The 20,265-nt window shown below is 42.9% G+C and carries 15 protein-coding genes and 1 pseudogene; all 16 read left to right on the forward strand.

The window, feature by feature from the left end; translation table 11 throughout:
• The first annotated feature begins 108 nt into the window (after positions 1-108).
• Positions 109-927 (forward strand): annotated as a pseudogene (locus MKX35_RS06760) (MerR family transcriptional regulator).
• A gap of 24 nt (positions 928-951) precedes the next feature.
• Positions 952-2,127, forward strand: coding sequence for an MFS transporter (locus tag MKX35_RS06765; RefSeq protein ID WP_076285550.1), 1,176 nt, complete (start codon positions 952-954; stop codon positions 2,125-2,127).
• 263 nt (positions 2,128-2,390) lie between these two features.
• Positions 2,391-2,762 carry an iron chaperone gene (locus MKX35_RS06770; protein WP_076285549.1) on the forward strand — a complete coding sequence of 124 codons (372 nt, stop codon included), beginning with the start codon at positions 2,391-2,393 and terminating at the stop codon, positions 2,760-2,762.
• Positions 2,763-3,057: 295 nt separating this feature from the next.
• Positions 3,058-4,809 carry a histidine kinase gene (locus MKX35_RS06775; RefSeq protein WP_143759590.1) on the forward strand — a complete coding sequence of 584 codons (1,752 nt, stop codon included), beginning with the start codon at positions 3,058-3,060 and terminating at the stop codon, positions 4,807-4,809.
• Positions 4,806-5,609, forward strand: coding sequence for a response regulator transcription factor (locus MKX35_RS06780; protein WP_042192060.1), 804 nt, complete (start codon positions 4,806-4,808; stop codon positions 5,607-5,609). The genes MKX35_RS06775 and MKX35_RS06780 overlap by 4 nt, the downstream gene beginning before the upstream one ends.
• A gap of 141 nt (positions 5,610-5,750) precedes the next feature.
• Complete coding sequence (locus MKX35_RS06785; RefSeq protein ID WP_081383083.1) at positions 5,751-6,932, forward strand: extracellular solute-binding protein; 1,182 nt, start codon at positions 5,751-5,753, stop codon at positions 6,930-6,932.
• A 203-nt stretch (positions 6,933-7,135) separates the two neighbouring features.
• Positions 7,136-8,542, forward strand: coding sequence for an ABC transporter substrate-binding protein (locus MKX35_RS06790; protein ID WP_081383079.1), 1,407 nt, complete (start codon positions 7,136-7,138; stop codon positions 8,540-8,542).
• A gap of 62 nt (positions 8,543-8,604) precedes the next feature.
• Positions 8,605-9,591: a carbohydrate ABC transporter permease gene (locus MKX35_RS06795; protein ID WP_042192055.1), complete on the forward strand. Its 987-nt coding sequence runs from the start codon at positions 8,605-8,607 to the stop codon at positions 9,589-9,591.
• Complete coding sequence (locus MKX35_RS06800; protein WP_076300923.1) at positions 9,581-10,435, forward strand: carbohydrate ABC transporter permease; 855 nt, start codon at positions 9,581-9,583, stop codon at positions 10,433-10,435. Before MKX35_RS06795 ends, MKX35_RS06800 begins: the two co-directional genes overlap by 11 nt.
• A gap of 289 nt (positions 10,436-10,724) precedes the next feature.
• The gene (locus tag MKX35_RS06805; RefSeq protein WP_076300924.1) at positions 10,725-11,690 is read left to right on the forward strand and encodes a glycoside hydrolase family 43 protein; all 966 of its coding nucleotides are present in this window, start codon (positions 10,725-10,727) and stop codon (positions 11,688-11,690) included.
• 432 nt (positions 11,691-12,122) lie between these two features.
• Positions 12,123-13,895 (forward strand): cache domain-containing sensor histidine kinase, encoded by a 1,773-nt coding sequence (locus tag MKX35_RS06810; RefSeq protein ID WP_076300925.1) that lies wholly within the window; start codon positions 12,123-12,125, stop codon positions 13,893-13,895.
• Position 13,896: 1 nt separating this feature from the next.
• On the forward strand, positions 13,897-14,682 hold the full coding sequence (locus tag MKX35_RS06815) for a response regulator transcription factor (RefSeq protein WP_076300926.1): 786 nt from the start codon (positions 13,897-13,899) through the stop codon (positions 14,680-14,682).
• A gap of 114 nt (positions 14,683-14,796) precedes the next feature.
• A complete protein-coding gene (locus MKX35_RS06820) occupies positions 14,797-16,125 on the forward strand; it encodes an ABC transporter substrate-binding protein (RefSeq protein WP_076300927.1) in 1,329 nt (442 codons plus the stop codon).
• 72 nt (positions 16,126-16,197) lie between these two features.
• Positions 16,198-17,085, forward strand: coding sequence for a carbohydrate ABC transporter permease (locus MKX35_RS06825; RefSeq protein WP_076300928.1), 888 nt, complete (start codon positions 16,198-16,200; stop codon positions 17,083-17,085).
• Between the two features lie 134 nt (positions 17,086-17,219).
• The gene (locus tag MKX35_RS06830; RefSeq protein ID WP_256716427.1) at positions 17,220-17,984 is read left to right on the forward strand and encodes a carbohydrate ABC transporter permease; all 765 of its coding nucleotides are present in this window, start codon (positions 17,220-17,222) and stop codon (positions 17,982-17,984) included.
• Between the two features lie 10 nt (positions 17,985-17,994).
• Positions 17,995-20,247 carry an FAD-dependent oxidoreductase gene (locus MKX35_RS06835; RefSeq protein WP_076300929.1) on the forward strand — a complete coding sequence of 751 codons (2,253 nt, stop codon included), beginning with the start codon at positions 17,995-17,997 and terminating at the stop codon, positions 20,245-20,247.
• Positions 20,248-20,265: the final 18 nt, after the last annotated feature.

Consider the following 20,265-nt stretch of genomic DNA (forward strand, 5'->3'; position numbering starts at 1 on the left):
AATTTTAGGGAGGATATTCCATTGAATTATAAAAGCATTCTCATCCTTGACTTTCCCCTGCACGGGAAACTGTATACTCACATTATGTTATAGATTGGAGATGATATTTTGTTCAAAATCAGTGTGTTTTCCAGGCTAAGCAAAGTCTCCTTAAAAACACTGCGTTATTATGACCAGATTGGCATACTAAAGCCGAGAAGGGTGGATCACGATACTTGCTACCGTTACTATTCCGCAGATCAGCTACTAGAGCTCAACCGAATCTTAATCTATAAGGAATTGGGTTTTACATTGCCCCAAATTAAACAGCTGCTTCAGGAAAATATTTCATTAGAAAATATTCAAGGCATGTTTAAGCTGAAAAGAAGTGAAATACAGTAAATCATCGATACGGAACAAGCCAAACTCGTCAGGATTGAGGAGCGTATGCAGCTTATAGAAAAAGAGGGGCAATTCGAAACGGGTCAAGAAATCAGAGTCAAAGCAGAGGGTGCTCAATTGTTTCTTTATCAGAAAGCATGCGGGAAAGAAGAGGACATTCCGGATTTGCTTCGTCAATTTGATCAGTTTATAACGACGGAAACTCGTCAATTAATTCAAGGTCCTCAGGTTGTTTTGTGGAAAGAAGTCGAAGGAAAAGAGGATGAGTTTGAGTTTGAAGTCGGGTATTTTTTAACTTGTGAGCTGCGATCATTTCCAGAACAGTTTCAGCTACGGACTCTTCCTCCTGAACCGATGATGGCCACAATGGCTTTTCACTCAAATTCTAATTTTGATTGTGCGGCCTGTGTTCATTTAGCGAAATGGATTGAGAAAAATAACTATCAAATCAAGGAAAACGAATCGGGTAGGGAATTATATTTACCGTTATCTCCAGAACGAGATGCACAATTCATAGAAATACAAATTCCCATTATAAATAGATAACTGAAGAAGGTGGAGTGGGGGAAATTGAAAAATAAACGGATCATTTATATTCTGGCACTGGCTGTTTTTCTGATTGGAACCATTGAATATATTATTACGGGAGTTATTGAGATGATCGCTGTGGACTTGGGAGTATCTACTTCAGAAGTTGGATTATTGGTGACTGTGTTTGCTCTCTCCGCAGCCATTGTCGCTCCGGTTTTGATTGCATTAACGATCAATGCAGATCGCAAGAAACTACTAATGACCACCCTTGGTGTGTTTATTGCCAGCAACGGACTTATGTTTGTAGATCTTGCTTATGAAACAGTACTATGGATACGTATTATCCAAGGGGCTAGCGGAGGAATCGCTACTGTTGTAGCCATGGCAATAGCGACACGACTCGTTGAAAGAGAAAAAAGGGGCAATGCCATCGGTATCATTTTGATGGGGCTTAGCAGTTCGCTAGTGCTCGGTGTTCCTGTGGGCACATTTTTTAGTGAGATGTTTGGATGGAGAGTGCTATTTGTTTTAATTGGATTATTAAGTGTTCTTCCATTATTTATCATCTATAAAAAGGTTCCGGCAATAAAAGAAGAAGAAAAGGTTACCCTTAGAATGCAGCTCTCTATTTTAAGAAATCCAACCATTCTGATGGCCTTGGCTATTACGTTATTTTATGTCGGCGGCTATTCTACACTGTTTACTTATATTACTCCTTTCTTGCAAGCCACGTCCTCTCTTTCCATGACCGAAATTAGCGGTGTTCTGTTCCTGGCGGGCATTTGCAGCTTTGTCGGATCAAGGCTGGGCGGACAATTGGCAGATGCAAAAGGATCGAAATTCACCATTTGTCTCGGACTCCTGTTACAAGGGGCAACTCTTCTTTTATTCGCTCTAGCCGGTGTCAATCTCTTGGTATTAATCTTGGTTTTAATGATTTTTATGTTAGCAACGTGGAGTATTTCCCCGGCCCAGCAACTATATCTGGTTACTCTGGCACCTCGAAATCCGGACATTGCCCTTAGTGTAAATACTTCGTTCATCCAATTTGGTTTTGCACTGGGATCTGGATTAGGCGGGCTAGTCATCAGTCGTACATCTGTCCTATATTTGAATTGGCTGGGCTTTGCCGCTGTAAGCATAGCTTTACTTCTTGCCATCTTACTATTTAAAAAAATGAGCAGTAGGACTGGAACTCCTATTGTTACTAGATAAATACGAAATGGACTGAACTAGGGTGAAACTAAAATGATATTCCGTCTTATTGAAGTGAGACAATCATGTATTCCTCATCTCTTAGAGTGAGCAATGATGTTTCTATTTTCCACCCTAAATGGTGTATAAGACAGTATAACTCTTAAGTCATAACGTTATAAAAAGTTGCACCCTATCACCTCGTTAGATATGATTATCTAACGGGGTGTTTTTTTGTAACTACGCCTGAACAAAAGGCGATTCTGAGGTTAGGAGTGATCGACATGGAGGTTTTTGCAGACTATTTAGCGCAAATTGATAACCCACAGCATCGGGAGCGAATGGAAGAGGTGTTGGCTTGGGTAACTAAGAAATTCACAGATTTAAAACCAAAAATTGCGTGGAATCAGCCTATGTTCACTGATCACGACACCTATATTATTGGCTTTAGCGTATCCAAACAACATATGGCTGTTGCGCCTGAAATCGCAGGAATTAATCATTTCTCAGATGCAATTGTACAGGCAGGCTATGATCACACCAAGCAGTTGTTACGGATCCGATGGGATAGTCCGGTTGATTTCTCATTACTTGAGAAAATGATCGAGTTTAACATTATGGACAAGGCAGATTGTTCAACTTTTTGGCGAAAATAAAAAAGTAGTTAGCCTCGATGATGAATACATCATCGGGATTTTTTTAATTAGGAGTAAGACACTCCTACATAAAAGGTTGCTAGAAATGGAGCTAATGACCTCGCCTGTCGGTATTGGGGGCGAAAATATTAGTTCTTTTTGTCGAATCCATAATTCTTTCTAAGCGGATCATTAGCAAACATGCTAATATAATGACTGAAAAGGTTGAAAGCCCTTACTTTTTTACGGATAGGGGCGATCATCTCATGCTCATATGACAAAGAGGGGAAGAGACTGCATGCGGCGGATACTGTCGATGTTAAAGTTAAATACGCTGCGAAATCAAATGTTGCTCGGTTTTCTCGCCGTCATGCTCATCATTCTGACGTTCGTTGGAGGGATTACGTTCCATTCAGTCTCGACGCTACTCAAGAACAATGCGGAGAAGCATATTCAGCAAACCGCGATTCAGGCTAACGGCCGTTTGGAAAGCGTTCTCGAACAGATTAATTCTCTGACGACGCTGGTCTCGACTAACGATTATATTCAGCAACTCCTTTTACGCGATATAGAGGGTCATCCCGCTACCTTTACGGAACGGCAAGCGCTGCCATCTATTATTAATCTGGTCCAAATCTACACGGACGGTATCAAATCTGTTGAGCTTTATAATAAAGACGGAGTGAGGCTGTATCCTCTCGACGGCAGTACCCTTAGAGATAAGGTACCCGAGGATTGGATTGAAATGGCGACCAGAAAGGAAGGCAGTCTCGTTTGGTTCGGTATTGATCCGCTTGATTCTACATCGCTTGTAGCGATTCGACAGATCAGCCTTATTGATCGGCATTTCACAACTGGAGGGTATTTACTCATTCGCTCAGACCGAGATAAGTTTGCACTTAAAGACTCTTTATCCGGGGAAGGGGACGGAGAAACAGTATTACTTCTCGCTCCTGATGGGCAGTTCATCACGTCTAACGATGACAGTATTTCACAAAAGACAGCAGCAAAGCTGGTGGAGGAATCCGACGATCAGAATGTTTCCATCGGCAAACGGTCCTTTATCGTTGTCAAACAGCGGTCTTCCGTGACAGGATGGACGCTACTCATCTTAACCCCGGTTAACGTCATCACCAAGGGGATTTCGGTCTTGCGGACGACCATTGTCGTATCGGCTTTGATGGGTACCTTACTGTTCACCCTGCTTTCTTTTTTCCTATCTATACTTATTACCAGACCTGTGTTCAGGTTGATCAAAGCTATGAGAAGTACCCGTCTAGGCATCCTGAAGCCTATCGAGAATGTATCGTCCACTATGGAAATTCAGGAACTGAATTATTCCTATAACAAAATGGTTGATAATATCAACGAGCTGATCCAGTTGGTTTATGAGAAGGAGTTATCCCGGAGTCATACGGAGTTGAAGGCACTTCAAGCGCAAATTAATCCGCATTTTTTGTTTAATACCCTAGATGTTCTGTACTGGTCGCTGCTGGATAGGGATGAAGATCAACTGGCGGAGTATGTTGTCGCCATGTCTGATTTATTCCGCTATACGATCACCGGCTCGAGTAAAGGGGGATGGGTGAAGTTACAGGATGAGCTGGAGCATGTAAAGCGATATTTGCTTATTATGAAGATGCGATTTGAAGATCGCTTGGAGTGGGAAATTGAGGCTCCTCCTGAATTTTCGAATGTGGAGTTACCCCGACTGTTGCTGCAGCCTCTTGTAGAGAATGCCGTATTGCATGGGGTCGAGAGCAAGATTGAACCGGGATGGATAAAGCTAACGGTTGCTGGAGATGAAGAATGGGTCACCATTACGGTGGAAGATGACGGGATGGGTATGGACGAGGAGATGCTGCGCTCTCTTGTGGAAGGGCTGGATAGCGGAAAGGTATCTTCTTCAAAAGATTCCGGCGTCGGAATCGCTAATGTGCATAGAAGGCTTCAACTATTTTTTTCGAGAGAGAATGAGCAGGGTGCGGCAATGACCATCGATAGTCAAAAAGGTCAAGGCACCCGTATAAACATCAAAATTCCTGTTCGAGGAGACAAAATGCCATGAGAAGCCGAACAATTCTTATTGTCGACGATGAACCGAGATCTAGAGAAGGAATGAAGAAAATACTAGAGGTGTGGGCAGCCGGTCATTATGAAATCCTTACGGCAAGCAATGGGATCTCGGCTATTGAAATTCTGGAGGAAATACCGGTGGAGCTCATGATATCGGATATCCGCATGCCGGGAATCAGTGGTCTTTCTTTAGTTAGCCAAATAAGGGATAAAAAAATACAGCGTCAGCCATCCGTTATTCTCATCTCCGGTCATGCCGAGTTCGAGTATGCTCAGCAAGCGATTCAGTTGTCCGTAGTTGAATATTTGCTCAAGCCAGCCAGCCGGGAAAAGCTAATCGCATCTGTGGAGAATGCCCTGAAGGCAGGGGAGGAGCAGGAACATATCGGCTTCATGCGGAAGATGGCTGATCCACAATTAATGGCCATAAGAGATGAAGATGCCGCATTAAGCGATCCGGTCCGTCAGGCGATAGATTATGTGGAAATGCATATAGAAGAGGCGATCAGCCTGCAGGAAGTAGCCGGACTTGTTCATCTGAACGGGAGCTATTTCAGTTCTCTTTTCAAGGAGCAATGCCAGATGAATTTCAGCGAATACGTCGCCCGTAGAAAATTGCAGAAAGCGAAGGAATTACTGCTGAAAACGAATCTGCCTATAGCGGAAATTGCCAGCCTTACGGGTTACCAGACGGTTAAATATTTCAACAAGCTCTTCAAGGAATACGAAAGAATGAGTCCAGGGCAGTATCGTTCTTCCATGAGGAATGGTATAGAAGCGAATATCCAATAACGGCTCGGCAAGGGGGGAATATCTACGAAGAGGATCGGATTATCCATTACCCTTTTCTTAACATTGTTGTTGATAACAACTGCTTGCAATGGGGATAAGGGGAGTAACAGCAAGAGCGACGGCGAGAAAATCACTTTAAAAATGATGCATCTATGGCCGGATAGCAATAACTCCGCGCAAAACAAAATGGTAAAAGAAATCATCAGAGAATTTGAAGAAGCTAATCCGAATATCACCATCAAGACAGAAGTTCTTGAAAATGAGCAGTATAAAAGCAAACTGAAGGTACTTGCCGCTTCCAACGATCTACCGGACATCGGATTCACCTGGGCAGCAGGCTTTATGGATCCTTATGTTAGGGGAGATAAGTTTGCAGCCGTGGACGATCTTTTACAGGATGAGTTGAAGGGAAAATTCGTAGCTGGTACGACGGAGGGGTACTCTTTTGATGGGAAGACGTATGCCCTTCCTGTCGAACTAAACATAGTTCCGGTCTACTATAATAAAGAAATATTTTCGGAATTTAATCTGCAGCCTCCCCAAACCTTGGATGATCTCAAAGCGATCATTCGAACACTGAACAACAATGGCATAACACCTGTTACTCTTGGAGGCAAGGACGGTTGGCCGGCTTCCTTCTGGTACATGTATCTAGCTGATCGTATTGGGGGACCTAACCTGATGGATAAAGCTGTTGCGGATCAGGACTTCACAGATCCTTCCTTGCTAGAGGCTGCAAGACAAGTACAAGAGTTGGTAAACCTGAACACATTCATCAAAGGCTACAACGGATTATCCAATGATGAAGCCAAGGTACAGTTCATGAACGGAAAGTCAGCCATGTTCGTTACAGGGACTTGGGAGCTGCCAGATTTCACGACCACTACAAATATAGCCCAAGAATTTAAAGTCAACATCGGTTATTTCAAGTTCCCGACAGTTGAAGGCGGCAAAGGCAACGTGGATGATTGGGTCGGTGGTCCGGGCACTGGATTGTTCGTTTCCAAAAATTCGAAGCATGCTCTGGAGGCCAAAGAATTCGTCAGCTTTTTCGTTCAAAAGTGGGGAGAGCATTCTGTTGTCAATGCAGGCGTAATTCCGGCTACCAAAGTAGATACTGCGGCCATCAAGCTACCGCAAATGTTCATCGATTTATTAAACGAGTTAAATAAGGCTAATAAAGTAACTCTTTATCTGGATACACAAATGAAGCCCGTCGCATCTACCATACACATGAATCAGATTCAGGCATTGTTCGGCGAAGCCGTCACGCCAGAAGAGTTCATCAAGAAACAGGATGACGCGCTAAAAGCGGATAAGTAATAATCAGAAATATAAACAGATCATGGAGACGCCAAGGGATAGATCCCTTGATGTCTCTTTTTTTTGCGCTCTATAGAACTGAATCTAAAAATAGTGGAAGTTTTCCTAAAGAGGGTGTCCTTATGCTTATGGATTGCAGGCTCTATAATTATGTATGCGGTTACAAAAAGCCGAAGTAATAATACAAAAGGGGAGGCAAAGATATGAAAAGTATGAAACGTAGTTTAGTGGGGATCTCTACATTGCTCGTGATGTCATCTGCTCTCGCAGCATGTGGTGGGAACTCGAATTCTAACTCATCTAGCTCAAGCCCAACGACTGCACCAGCAGCCAACGCTACCGAAGCTCCATCAAAAGGAACAGGCGAGAAAGTCACTATCAATCTCTGGAGCTTTACAGATGAGATACCTAATATGACCAAGAAGTATATGGAAACTCATCCGGACGCGAATGTTGAGTTCAAAACTACAGTTATTGCAACCACCGACGGCGCTTATCAACCTGCGCTTGATCAGGCTCTGTCCGCTGGAGGAAAAGATGCTCCGGACATTTATGCAGCTGAATCAGCATTCGTACTCAAATATACACAAGGGGACGCATCCAGCTATGCAGCCAACTATTCTGATATGGGCCTTGATGACCAAATGGTTAAGGATGCTGGCATCGCGCAATACTCGGTTGATATCGGTAGCTTAGACGGTAAATTAAAAGCCCTCGGCTATCAAGCGACCGGCGGCGCCTTTATCTATCGCCGCTCCATTGCGAAGGATGTTTTTGGAACAGATGATCCAGCCACTATCAAAAATGAAATTGGACCAGGCTGGGATAAATTCTATGATGCAGCCGCGAAGTTGAAAGCTAAGGGATACGGCATCGTTTCTGGTGATGGCGATATCTGGCACCCGATCGAGAACAGCTCTGACAAAGGTTGGATTGTTGATGGTAAGCTTCATATCGATCCGAAGCGTGAAGAGTTCCTTGATCTTTCTAAAAAGCTGAAAGACAATGGCTATCACAACGATACGACAGACTGGACGGAAGCATGGTACGCGGATATGTCCGGTGCCGGCGCTCAACCGATCTTCGGTTTCTTCGGTCCTGCTTGGCTCATCAACTACGTGATGAACGGTCAAGTAAAAGACACGAATGGCGACTGGGCGGTTTCCGAACCACCGACAGGCTTCTTCTGGGGTGGCACTTGGCTGCTTGCCAACAAAGACGTTACCAAGGACGAAGCCAAGAAACAGGCTGTTGCGGACTTTGTGAAGTGGGTTACACTCGACACCTCCGAAACGGGACTCCAACATTACTGGGCTAACGGTACGATGAAGGAAGGCGAGCAAGGTACGAAGGACAGCGTTGCTTCCTCCGTTGTCATGTCGAAGTCAAACGGTGAAGTTCCACTGCTCGGTGGTCAGAACATGTTCGACGTGTTTGTACCGGCCAATGCAAACGCTTCAGGTAAAAACTTGACCCAGTACGACGAAACAATCAACAAGCTCTGGCGTGATCAAGTGCGTGAATACACCGCGGGCAATAAGGACCGTGCCAAAGCGATCGAAACCTTTAAGCAACAAGTCAAAGACCAACTTGGCATTGAAAGCGAATAAGAAGGATTCGGAGGGGCGGGGGAGTAATCCCGCCCCTTCATATCAACTAAAGAGGTGAGAGCATGCGCCGCAAAAATGTGAACTATTCGAAATACGGTTATATTTTTACCTTCCCATTTGTTCTTGCATTTCTGATTTTCTCACTGTATCCCATTTTATATACCGCAGTCATTGGATTCACCGATATGAAAGGAATCATACCAAAACCGATCCATATTCTTGATAATCCTTTTCAAAACTTCAAAGATCTTCTCTTTGATAATCCTTCGTTCCGGAAGTCTTTGATCAACACTGGATTGCTCTGGATTACTAACTTCGTTCCCCAGATGCTTCTCGCGCTCTTGCTAACGGCATGGTTCACGAATAAGCGTCTCAATATAAAGGGACAAGGCTTGTTCAAGGTTCTGCTCTATATGCCTAATATCATCACAGCGAGTACGATTGCCGTGTTGTTTAGCACTTTATTCGCCTATCCGATGGGTCCTGTAAACAGTTTGTTTCAAATGTTGGGGTGGACCGACGCTCCGGTGTTCTTCCTGCAGGATAAGACGACAGCACGGGGCATTGTCGCGTTCATCCAGTTCTGGATGTGGTACGGCAACACCATGATCGTCCTGATTGCTGGCGTTATGGGTATAAATCCTGCTCTCTTCGAGTCTGCATCGATTGACGGGGCCAACGGGTTTCAAACCTTTTTCCGCATCACACTGCCGAGTCTGCGTACGATATTGCTGTTCACACTAATTACATCGATGGTGGGTGGTTTGACCATGTTCGATATTCCGCAATTATTCCTTGCAGGCGGGCCGGACGATTCTACGCTTACCACATCCATGTTTATCTACGGGCAAGCATTCAAGGGCAGCTATATGTACAATCGTGCTGCAGCAGCGAGCATGATTATGTTCTTGATTTCGGCAATATTGGCCGGAATACTGTTCTACGTGATGCGTGACCGTGATGCGTCAAGACTTAAAAAAATACAAAAACAAAAGAATAGAAAAGCTGCTATAGCAGCCCGTGAGGGAGGTGTAACACATGGCAAATAATCAGAAAAGCGGAACCGTTAACCGAAAGATCAACAAGACAATTATCTATGTTGTTTGCATCTCTTTGGCGGTGCTCAGTATCCTGCCGTTTTGGATCATGTTTGTAAATGCCACACGCTCTACACCGGAAATTCAAAGCGGACTTTCTCTGCTTCCTTCGAGCCACATGATGAGCAATCTGCGAGTGTTGCTCGATAAGAGCTTTGATCCGCTTCAAGGGTTCCTGAATTCATTTATTATTGCCAGTTCTGCAACCATCTGTACAGTCTATTTCTCGTCCTTGGCGGCCTATGGGCTCGTCACTTACAGCTGGAAGCTACGGGGGCCATTCTTTACCTTCATCATGTGCGTGATGATGATTCCTTCCCAGGCAAGCGCAATCGGATTCTATCAGTTCATGTATAAATTACATTGGACCAACAATTTTCTCCCGCTGATTCTACCAGCAATTGCTGCACCGGCTGTGGTGTTCTTCATGCGCCAATACTTGCTCGCAACTCTGTCGATAGAGATCGTGGAAGCTGCGCGTGTAGATGGGTCTGGTGAATTCTTCACTTTCAACCGGATTATCTTACCGCTGATGATGCCGGCAGTAGCAACACAAGCCATCTTTGCCTTTGTGGCTAACTGGAACAACTTGTTCATGCCGCTGATATTGCTGACACAGAAGGAGAAATATACTATGCCAATCATGGTAAGCTTGCTCCGAGGTGATATCTACAAAACGGAGTTCGGCTCGATCTATATGGGTCTGGCTTTGACGGCTTTACCGTTGTTTATAGTTTACTTCTTGTTATCCAGATACATTATCGCGGGCGTAGCGCTTGGTGGTGTCAAAGAATAACCCCGGCAAGCTGGCTTCGAATAAGGAAGGACCGTGGAACGAATCAATTCCAATCTAGGCCTGTTGATTAGCTAAATTATAGTTATGGAAATGTGAGAGCATTAGCTGAAAATACTTTAGGAGCGCCTTAGTGTACCTTTTTTTGAAATATCAGAAAGTATAAGTTTCACATGTCTACTCATGTTCTGATATTTCTCGCAGAAACGGAACCGTCCCTATAAGGACGGTAAAATCCATTTCTGCTTGGCTAATCAACAGGCGTAATCTCAATCAGGAGGAGAGTCCTATTATGGCAACAAAAAATGAACCGTTAGTTACCCATCTCTATACAGCCGATCCCTCCGCTCATGTATTTGAGGGCAAGCTGTATATTTACCCATCCCATGATATTGACCATGATGGACCTACGAATGATAATGGTGACCAATATGCGATGGAGGATTATCATGTGTTTTCCTTGGAAGATCCTAAATCGCCCTGTGTAGATCACGGAGAGGCGCTTCATCTTCGGGATGTGCCTTGGGCTTCGAAGCAAATGTGGGCGCCCGATGCCGCGTACCGGCAGGGGACGTATTATTTATTTTTCCCAGCCCGGGACAAGCAGGGTATTTTCCGTATCGGAGTGGCTACGTCAACTTCTCCGTCTGGTCCTTTCCAGGCTCAAGAAAGCTATATCGAAGGGAGCTTCAGCATCGATCCAGCAGTATTCGTGGACGAGGATGAAAGAGCCTACATGTATTTTGGCGGCTTATGGGGCGGACAATTAGAAAAGTGGCAAGACGGTATTTTTCAACAAGATGCGGTAGAAAAGGGCCCAGAGGAACCGGCTTACGGTCCTTGGGTGGGCGAGCTGAGTGAAGACATGCTGTCATTCAAATCTGACCCTCAGGAGATCTCCATTATTGATGAAGAAGGGAACTCAATCCTTGCGGGTGATGAAGACAGGAGATACTTCGAGGGTCCATGGATGCACAAGTATAAAGGGAAATACTATCTCTCGTACTCTACTGGCACAACCCATAAGATCGTCTACGCGGTGAGTGATAAGCCTTGCGGACCCTTTGTTTTTCAAGGAACGATCCTGAATCCAGTCGTTGGCTGGACGACCCATCATTCTATCGTGGAATTTAACGAGAAATGGTATTTATTCTATCATGACGCATCGCTTTCTGGCGGCGTGGACCATAAACGCAGTATGAAATTCACGGAACTCCATTATGAAGAAGACGGCAGAATCCGGCCGGTAGAGCTTTAATCGAACGACTCGACCTTTCTATGAGTTCCTTATGAAGACCTACTTAAGGATGTCTTGAAGCTAATACTTCAGAGACATCCTTATTTGTCTTTTCATTTCTGTCAGAGCCTTTTGATTTTAGAAGGCAAACCCATTATCTAATATTGTATTCATTTTACAGGGGCTATCGCCCTATGGAGGGCAGATGTATAATCATGGAATAAAGCGCAAAGGATTTGAAGCGATGAAATTATATTTGTTTATTATTCAAGCCTTTTATTTATTATCGCTAATTCCCTAACACGAGTGGAAATTGGATTAACCGTCCAGTTCCCTTCGTGTTTTTTGCTCTGCACAGCATCATATAATCATCTCTCTTGACAATCATGTATTGAAAATCTAAAAATGAGTGGAAGAAACAATAAAAAATTCAATTAGGTGGGAGGGAATGGATTGGCACGATATTCATTAAAGCAGGTATTAAAAAAAGTTGTTCCATCATCATTGAAGTATAAGCTTTTCGTTGCATATTTCTTATTGCTGCTTATACCTCTATCATCCATTAACCTATATAACTTCTACACCGCTGAAGAAAAGATGTGGTTAAAAAATAGTGAACAAAGCCAAAGCTCATTAGAAAAGATTCGGCAGGAGTTAGAAGATTATATGGGTATTGCTGCAAAAACAATGATATTGATTGAACAAGACCCATCCACAGAACAAAGATTGAAGCACCCAGAGCAATATACCTATCTTGAACGGAGAGACGAGATTGAAGCACTTCTCAATGGATTTATGATCAGTTTGTTTCTCTCTGCCCCCCCTGTGTTCTACACCATCTCAGATCTTAAAGACAATGTATTCTTAACGTATAGTCCACTGAACAATAACAATCAATCAAAGACCATGATGGCGATGTACTCGGAGATGCTCTCCAACAACGAGACTTACAGATGGCAAAGAGAGGCGAATTATGTAAACCGAGACTATACAACGAGTCTGGATATATTGTCCCTATACAGTGTTCTTAAGGACAAATCATTAAACCCTTATGCTATCGTGCGTATAGGTATAGATTATAGGCAATGGATTTCTAAAATGAAGAAGAATTCAACGCAAGGTGAACATTATTTGATCATGGACAAGAATGGCGAGATCATACTTACGACTGGAAGTAGTGATCAAGTTAATGGTGCTCAGCTATTTGAGAAAATGAAAACGATTACTTCCACAAAAATAATGGATAAACAATTTGCTTATCATTATAGTTACGTTCCAAAACTCGAATGGTATTTAGTCCGCATGGTACCGCTTGATACCTTGTTTGCAGAAACCAATCAATTGAAACGTTCATTTTTCTGGACTTTTACCATACTGACCGTATTGTTTGTCATGGTGACATTCTTTATTTCATCTAGTGTGAGTCGTCCTCTAAGGGAATTGCAATTGAAAATGCGACAACTGGCGAAGACGAATCTTAAAACGCGGTTAGATGAAGAGCGCTTTGATGGAGAAATACTAACCCTTGCACAAAGCTTTAACTCGATGGTAGTGGAAATTGAAAGTTTGATTTCTAAGCTCAAGATAGAGGAGCGGCAAAAGGAGGCTGTCCGATTTCAAGTTCTGCTCTCACAGATGAACCCTCACTTTTTATTAAATACTCTAAATACAATAAAGAGTATGTCTGTTATTCCGGAGGAACAGCATAAGGTCCATGAGGTATGCATCGCACTGGGCAGAATCCTTGAGACAAGCCTGAATACCGACGTTGATATGATTTACTTGGAAGAAGAAATGAGTATGATTCAAGCTTATTTTTTGATCCACCAGCAACGTTTTGGAAGTCATATTCAAATTAAATATGAATGCGAGTCTGATCTGAACCACACGCTTGTTCCGAAATTTAGCATACAGCCGCTTGTGGAGAATGCAATTACACATGCCTTTCAGACGATTGCAGAACCTGTCATTACAGTGCGAGCTAGTAAGCAGGAACAGAATTTAGTGATAGAGGTTTCTGATAACGGAATGGGCATAGAGAAGGCAGGGGCTATCAAATCTTTAAGACGGCGTAAAGGGATTAGTATCGACAATATTAAAGAGCGATTACAACTTTTGTTTAAGGACAAAGCGAAGTTCTCAATGGTCTCTTCTGAGCAGGGGACAACTGTTCAATTGACTATTCCATATCTGCTATCAGAGCCGTATCGAAAAGGAGAGAAATAACATGTGGAGAACACTTCTTGTTGAGGATGAGATACATTCATTAAGCTACTTAAGAAATTTTATTTCATGGGAAGAGGAAGGCTTTTCGATTGTCGGAGAATGCCACCATGGGCTAAGTGCATTTGAGTTTATTAAAGAGCACCAACCTGATTTAGTCATATGCGATATTATGATGCCTGTAATGGACGGTATTACACTTTTGAAAACTGTTCGTGACAATGGCTATAATTGCAGGTTTATCATGTTAACTTGCATGAGTGAATTTGAGTATGCGCAACAAGCAATCGAGCATGGTGCGTCAGGATATATTCTGAAGTTATCTTTAGAACGTGAGAAGATGCAGGCACTATTAAAAAAATTGAATAAGGAACTGCAACAAATGAGGAAGTTAACGATGATCGAAAAGATTTTACCGGAAAGCAAGCCGACTAATACTAAACAGACCTTCACGGATCACCCTGAAATCAATAAGATCATGAATTATATATATCAAAATTACAAAGACCAAATCACGCTGAAAGAAATGTCCGCTTATATCAATATGAATCAGAATTATGTAAGTGAATTGTTTAGTAAAAAAACAGGCCATTCGCTTATTTCTTTTGTCCAAAAGGTGAGAGTGGAGAAGTCCATAACCTATTTATGCGATACAGATTCGTCAATTTCGCATATTTCAGAGTTATGCGGTTTTATAAATGTAAATTATTACATACGAGTTTTCAAAAAAATTATGGGGGTAACGCCAAGTGAATATCGGAGATCCACAATCATGCCCTATAAAAAATAAAAAACGTAAACACGAAAAATGTGTAATTTTACACGAAATCTGTTTCTGTGAACGCGCTTACTCCGGTGATATGCTTTAGCTGTAAAACTTAACTTAGAACACGGAGGGGTTAATGTGAAGACAAGAAAGAGATATTCTGCACCTGTAGTGTTACTAGCTATCACCCTAGTACTAGCAGCATGCGGTAAATCAGGGGACTCTAGTACTAGCATCAATGCAAGTGATAGTCCATCTAAGCCTTCGAGTAGCGCTGTTTCAGAAGAGCCTGTAAAACTAACATTCTGGGGCTCCGTTCCAGAAGAAGCGGGTCCGCAAGAAGCAGTAGATGCTTGGAATGCAGAGAACCCGAAGATTCAAGTGGAGTATATTCGATACGTAAATGACGATAGTGGAAATCTTAAGCTGGATACAGCATTGGTAACGGGGCAGGATGTAGACCTTTATGTGAATTATAACAAGGGGTTTCTTGGTAAACGTGTTGACAGTAAGGCTGCTCTTGATTTAAGTCAATTTAGCGATTATGACATTTTGGATGCCATGGGTCCTGAGGCGGCAGATTGGCAAGTTAACGCTAAATTTTATGGCATACCAACAAGTAAAGGAAATAACTTTATTTTTCTTAATAAAAATGCTTTAGACGCAGCAAATTTACCAATTCCTCCACTGGACTGGTCCCAGAATGATTTACGTAAATATGCGAAGGTGTTGAAACAAGATTTTGAATATGGCTATGCACAATTTGATTGGTACTATTATATGCAAATTGACGGCACCTTCCAAAATGCGATCGCTGAAAATAAAACTTCGAAATTTGATGCCCCAGAGGTCAGAGAAAGTCTGCAAAATTGGCATGCCATGATGCATGAGGATAAATCAATTCCAACCTATGGGGATCAAAGTGCTTCTAAAATGGCTGTGGATGCAATGTTCTTAACTAAAAAAGCAGCTATGCTTGGCGCCGGTGGCTGGATTTTTAGATCATCTAACAATCTGACAGATTATCCTCGGGATTTCAAAATTGCTTTTGCCACTATACCAAGTGCAGTAGATAAACAATCGAATTTCAAAATTGAAGGCGGCTTAGGCGATGTGGTTTCTATTAATGCAAATTCAGAGCATAAAGAAGAAGCTTGGGCCTTTCTAAAATGGTACGCGGATGTTGGTTCGCAATATTTGGCAAAGGGAGGAAGAATTCCAGCCTCTAAGCATACGGATTTGGATCAAACTGTTAAATTGATGACAGCTGGCATGGAGGATCTTTATGACATGGACTCGTTAAAAGCAGTTGTACTCGGGAACAGTCCTAAATATATCAACAGCATTGACCGTAAAGTATCGGATATGAGGAAGGAAGAAATAGAACGTTATTTCCTAAAAGAGAAAAGTCTAGACGAAACAATTAAAAGTATCGTTAAGAGACATAATGAATTATTGGCCCAGTAACAATTGATAGATTTCTGGAGGAAGCATTCAGGGATTCAGGGAATCTTCCTCCACCTACTCGGAGGTACTTCTATGAAGTGGAATTATAACTTAAAGCAGAAGCTGGCAGGATACCTATTTATCACACCGAGCATGATCGGCATTATATTTTTCTTTTTGGTGCCTGCATTATTCTCATTCTATTTGATGTTTACGGACTGGACTTATATGAGTGGAAAATCACCCGAATTTATAGGTATAGATAATTTTAATAGATTATTTAATGATGGGTCCTTTTATCGATCAATTAAGAACACTTTTATATTTGTTATGAGTGTGCCCGTATCCATGTTTATTTCGTTTTTTATTGCTTATTTTTTAAATCGCAAGGTTTACTTTCAAAAGCTGCTCAGATCCATGTATTTCTTACCTTATGTCATGAACGGCGTGGCTATTGCATTTGTATGGATGCTGTTATTTGAACCCCAAAATGGTCCTATCAATGGAACGCTGAGAGCGATTGGTATATCTGACCCTCCTGGATGGCTGTCTACAACAAACACTTCAATTTACGCCATCGTTATTATCCAGGTTTGGATTATGATTGGCTACAACATGATTATTTATCTTGCAGCCTTACAGGAAGTATCACCAGAATTGCTGGAAGCAGCAAAAATCGACGGCGCTAAGTCGAATCAAATTGTAAGGCATATCATGTTGCCGTTAATCAGTCCATCTTCTTTTTTACTCCTAATTACTGGCTTTATAGGCGCGATAAAATCCTTTGGCATTATACAGGCGATTACTGGTGGCGGACCAGGGGATAGTACGACAGTCCTATCACTATATATTTATAAATCTGCATTTCGTTATTATGAGATGGGTTTTGCCTCAGCGGCGTCATGGGTGCTCTTTGCTTTTGTTCTCATCCTCATGCTTTTCAATTGGTACGGACAAAAAAAATGGGTGCATTACGGGTAAAAGGAGGCTAAACCATGAAAGCAACTGTTATAAATCATATTCTACAGAAACAAGCATCCGTTAAGAAACGGACGCATCCAATAGAACTCCGAAAGCTAATTCCAACGGCCATTGCATTAATCTTCGGTGTACTTATGATTCTCCCGTTTATATGGATGCTTAGTACATCTGTAAAAACACCGTTAGAAGTGTTTGACTATCCGATTAAATGGATTCCGGATAAGTTTCAATGGAGTCATCATTTCAATGTTTGGTTTGGTGAACAAAACTTTATTCAATATTATTCGAATTCATTAAAGGTGGCCGTTCTTTCAACGGTAGGTTCATTATTCGTATCAAGCTTAGCGGCATATGGATTTGCCAGAATTGAATTTAGGGGTAGAGATTCATTGTTTCTGTTGTACTTATCCATGATGCTTATCCCTCCCCAAATTTTATTCGTGCCAAAGTTCATTATGTTTAACGAAATGGGTATTTTTAATTCACATTGGGCATTAATCTTGCCTGGCATCTTCACCATCTTTGGCGTGTTTTTGCTTCGCCAGTTCTTTATGGGTATTCCGAAGGAGATCACGGAAGCTGCATTAATAGATGGGGCAGGCCACTTTCGGATATTCATTCAATTAATTGTACCACTAGCTAAACCAGCCATTGCCACACTTGCCATTCTGGATTTCTCGTGGAATTGGAATGATTATGAGAATTCACTAATATTTCTGATCGATAAGAATCTATACACGATACCGCTGGGGCTACAGAATTTTATTTTAGAAAATTCAATCGATTATAACGGTATGATGGCGGCAGCTTCAGCAGCGATCCTGCCTATGATAATCATATTTATAATTTTCCAGAAATACATCATTCAAGGTGTTGCCAATGCTGCGGTGAAAGGTTGAGGTGAATGTAATGAGGGAGGAAACCATTCAGATAGACATTACAGTAGTAGGAGGAGGTTTAGCCGGTGTCAACGCGGCGATCGCAGCTGCTCGTCTAGGACGAACCGTTGCACTTGTTCATAATCGTCCTGTTCTGGGTGGGAACTCCAGCAGTGAGGTGCGCGTCTGGGTCTGTGGGGCAACCGCGCATGGTAAACACCGTAATGCGCGAGAGACGGGTATCATGGGCGAATTGTTTATTGAGAATCAGTTCTGCAACCCGGATGGGAACCCTTATATCTGGGATCTAGTTGTAATGGAGGCAGTGAAAGCCGAACCGAATATCCGTTTGTTCTTAAACACTGATGTGCATGAAGTTGAAGCTGAGGGAGAAGCGGATCAGAGACGCATCTGCTCCGTCACAGGCTGGATGATGGGTTCCGAACGAAAAATTCGACTGAAAAGTGAAATTTACCTCGATTGTACAGGTGATGGGCTGATCGGATTTCTTGCTGGTGCTCAGTACCGATTGGGACGCGAAGCCCATAACGAGTACGGAGAGGCTTGGGCTCCTGAGAATGCCGACGATATCACTCTAGGCAGCACGATCTTGTTCTACACCAAAGATGCGGGTCATCCTGTAAAATATGTACCGCCAAGCTTCGCTAAAGATATTTTGCAAACAACGATTCCTATAACAAGGGTAATTCGCAGTGGTGATTCTGGTTGCGATTACTGGTGGGTCGAGTGGGGGGGCGAGCTAGATACCGTACATGAGAATGAGCGCATTCGGGATGAGCTATGGTCTGTCATCTATGGAATATGGGACTATATTAAAAATTCTGGCAAGTTTGACTCTGAAAATATGACGTTAGAATGGATTGGTGCGTTGCCCGGCAAACGAGAATATCGCCGCTTTATAGGCGATTACGTGCTTAATCAAAACGATATTATTGCACAACGAAGATTTGAGGACAGCGTCACCTTTGGTGGTTGGTCGATCGACCTTCACCCGCCTCAAGGTATGTATTCGATAGAAAGCGGTTCGAAGCATTGGCATATGGATGGTAGCTATCATATTCCGTTTCGGTCACTTTATTCAATCAACGTCTCCAACTTGATGTTTGCGGGACGTAATGTGAGCGCAACGCATATTGCCTTTGGAACGACCCGGGTCATGGCGACCTGCGCAGTTATGGGTGAGGCAGCGGGAACAGGCGCTGCAATAGCGGTACAGCATGGGGGTTCGCCACGTGATGTCTATGAGATACATCTGGAAGAGCTAAGTCAGACACTGCTACGACAAGACGCTTCTGTCCTTGGTATCGTCAACCATGACGATCGTGATCAGGCGCAGAGGGCAACCATTTGTGCCTCAAGTACCCGAGTACGGCTTGCTGCAGAGAATCCATCGGACAAATTCGCGCTAGAGACAGATGCTGGCTTGCTGTTACCTGTTAATCCTGAGCTTTCAGAGTTGGAGTTGCTGCTAGACTCAGCTGGCGATACCAAGTTAACGGTAGAAGTATGGAGCACGGGAAGTCCGCAAAATTATGTACCTATTCAATTAGAAACATCGGCGACAGTAAGCGTTTCAGCTGGCGAAGCTCAGTGGGTGAGTTTCCCATTGTCTTGGAAACCGGGTACTCCGAGGAATGCATTCATTATTATAAAGTCCAATTCTTGTATTACCCTGCGCGTCGATGATCGTTACGAGACTGGCGTTCTAAGTTTCCGTAAAAACGATGGTGTGATGGAGACGAATACACTCACGGATCAGCAAGAGGATCAACTGTTGGTCATGTGGAGGACTAATGGACTTGAACGAAAGACTTTCTGCTTTCGCGCGTTTCCAGAGATAGAAGCCTATAGTGCGTATAAAGCGATCGACGGTTATCGTCGTCCATACGATGGTCCTCACGCTTGGAAATCGGAAGAACTGAGCTGTGGAGAAGAGGCCTGCCTAGAATTGAGCTGGACAGACAGACCTGTCGAACTGAATCAAGTACACATCGTCTTTAACGATGACGTAAATGAAGATCTAATTAATCTTCATCATCACCGTACTCCGTTCGATACTATTCCGGAGCTTGTTCGGGATTATCGACTAGAAGCATTTTCGGAAGGAAAGTGGACTGTATTACATCGGGAAAAGGGGAATTACAAACGAAAAAGAATACATCGTTTGCCTGCTCCAGTCAAGGCAAGTGCGCTTCGCCTCGTCGTGGAAGCTTCAAATGGAGGTCGTTTTGCGGAAGTTGTTGAAGTTCGCGTCTACTCATAATCATTCATTACGTACCAC

The sequence above is a fragment of the Paenibacillus sp. FSL R5-0923 genome (assembly GCF_038009145.1).
Lineage (GTDB): Bacteria > Bacillota > Bacilli > Paenibacillales > Paenibacillaceae > Paenibacillus_AQ.

Coding starts and splice junctions, on each gene's coding strand:
- MKX35_RS06835 (WP_076300929.1), top strand. CDS start 17,995: ATGAGGGAGGAAACCATTCAGATAGACATTACAGTAGTAGGAGGAGGT.
- MKX35_RS06775 (WP_143759590.1), top strand. CDS start 3,058: ATGTTAAAGTTAAATACGCTGCGAAATCAAATGTTGCTCGGTTTTCTC.
- MKX35_RS06770 (WP_076285549.1), top strand. CDS start 2,391: ATGGAGGTTTTTGCAGACTATTTAGCGCAAATTGATAACCCACAGCAT.
- MKX35_RS06795 (WP_042192055.1), top strand. CDS start 8,605: ATGCGCCGCAAAAATGTGAACTATTCGAAATACGGTTATATTTTTACC.
- MKX35_RS06800 (WP_076300923.1), top strand. CDS start 9,581: ATGGCAAATAATCAGAAAAGCGGAACCGTTAACCGAAAGATCAACAAG.
- MKX35_RS06830 (WP_256716427.1), top strand. CDS start 17,220: ATGATTCTCCCGTTTATATGGATGCTTAGTACATCTGTAAAAACACCG.
- MKX35_RS06805 (WP_076300924.1), top strand. CDS start 10,725: ATGGCAACAAAAAATGAACCGTTAGTTACCCATCTCTATACAGCCGAT.
- MKX35_RS06780 (WP_042192060.1), top strand. CDS start 4,806: ATGAGAAGCCGAACAATTCTTATTGTCGACGATGAACCGAGATCTAGA.
- MKX35_RS06815 (WP_076300926.1), top strand. CDS start 13,897: ATGTGGAGAACACTTCTTGTTGAGGATGAGATACATTCATTAAGCTAC.
- MKX35_RS06790 (WP_081383079.1), top strand. CDS start 7,136: ATGAAAAGTATGAAACGTAGTTTAGTGGGGATCTCTACATTGCTCGTG.
- MKX35_RS06785 (WP_081383083.1), top strand. CDS start 5,751: ATGATGCATCTATGGCCGGATAGCAATAACTCCGCGCAAAACAAAATG.
- MKX35_RS06825 (WP_076300928.1), top strand. CDS start 16,198: ATGAAGTGGAATTATAACTTAAAGCAGAAGCTGGCAGGATACCTATTT.